1 protein-coding gene is annotated in these 1,465 nt (G+C 44.0%); it reads right to left on the bottom strand.

Annotation, left to right across the window (positions count from 1 at the left end; all coding sequences use genetic code 11):
* Positions 1–39 precede the first annotated feature (39 nt).
* The coding region (locus tag CVS27_RS20640) for a neuraminidase (RefSeq protein ID WP_207767607.1) at positions 40–1,465 on the bottom strand (1,426 nt) is incomplete at its 5' end.

Here is a 1,465-nt window from a genome sequence, read left to right as displayed (position 1 = left end):
TACGCGTGATCAGTAGAAACAAGGGTCTTTTTCTTCATCTTAGAGGAAGTACTCTATTTTAGCCCCGTCAGGCCAGTTCCATTGTCCCAGGAATTCTGTACTGGAACACATCGATACTATACTATTGCTGGTCCACCACACTTTATCCTCCTTGGGTTTCCCACGTATCAGCTCCACATAAAAACACGCTCGATAGCAGTCCCCTTCAGCCCAATAGTCCATGAAAGACCCACTGTAACCACTCCAGTCAGCGTTTAATACAATTGTCTGACCTTGAATGGGCTTTGATCTATCATCTGTCAATGCATTTGGCACTTTTAACATCTCGTATCCAGACCTCGAGGCTGTGCTTATTGTCCTCCCTAGCCAAGTGTTATCCCCATCCAGGTATGAGAATCCCTTGACTCCATTGTTATTATTACCTGGATAAGGGTCATTACACTTACCTATGTTTGGGTCATTCGGTCGGGGACTGTCTGTAAGGACAGGACTGCATATATATTGACTAGTGTGTGTCATTGCTACTGGGTCTATCTGAATCACTGGTCTATTTGAGCCCTGCCAATTGTCCCTGCATGTGCAGGTAATCCCTGTTCGTTTCCCGTAACATGAGCATTCTTCAATATGCTTAGCAGTTCCAGTCAGAGACTCCCATTTCAATATTTTCCCCTCTTTAAAATAGTATATTCTTGTGTCTGCAGGTCCAGTGGCAGGCCCATCGGTGAACACTACTGGGCATACGCCGTTGTGGCATACACATTCAGATTCCTGTGTTCTTAGTATGTTTCGGGCCCATGTGTTAATTTCTGCAACAGGCCTTCTGTTGTACCATATTACTGCAGATGCATTGTTGTTTGGTCCTGATATACATATTGACATTCTGGATTTGCCATCATGGCAACTAGTACTTGACCACCCGATGCATTCCACCCTGCTGTTGTACACTGTGGGCGGTGATGATAGTGGCCAGCTTATCAGGGCGCGATACTGGGACCTATCGTGTATTGTTCCGTTTGAGTGTTTCCCTCTGATTGTTGTTCCTTGGCTGAGAGCATAGAACCTGCATTCATCTGGGTCGCATGAAACATAGGGTTCTCTTGTGACTAAAACATCCGAGCTTTCTCCAATTCTTACTGCATTGTCTTTCCCATATATGTGCCATGAATTTATAGTACAGAGCCCTTTAGTTAAGTTATTGAAATTCCTGCTTGTTCTTTCTTCCATTTGGATGTTGGTGATGTTTGTTTCATTATAATAGTTGTTTATTATTGTTTGGCTTGTGTTGGTTGTTTCAGGTTGTGAGCGTGAGCAATTGCAGCCCGATTTTAGATGCAGTCCTATGTTCAATCCTAGGTTTGCTATTCCAATGAGTACTGTGATTGCGCCTATTGTGATAGCAGTGGCTGAAGTGCATAGAATCTTCTGGTTTGGATTCATCTCGACCCTGCTTTTGCTGATCACGCGT

Origin of the sequence: Arthrobacter glacialis, from assembly GCF_002909445.1 — a bacterium.
In the GTDB taxonomy this organism is placed as follows: domain Bacteria; phylum Actinomycetota; class Actinomycetes; order Actinomycetales; family Micrococcaceae; genus Specibacter; species Specibacter glacialis.
This window is presented reverse-complemented; position numbering and strand designations above follow the sequence as displayed.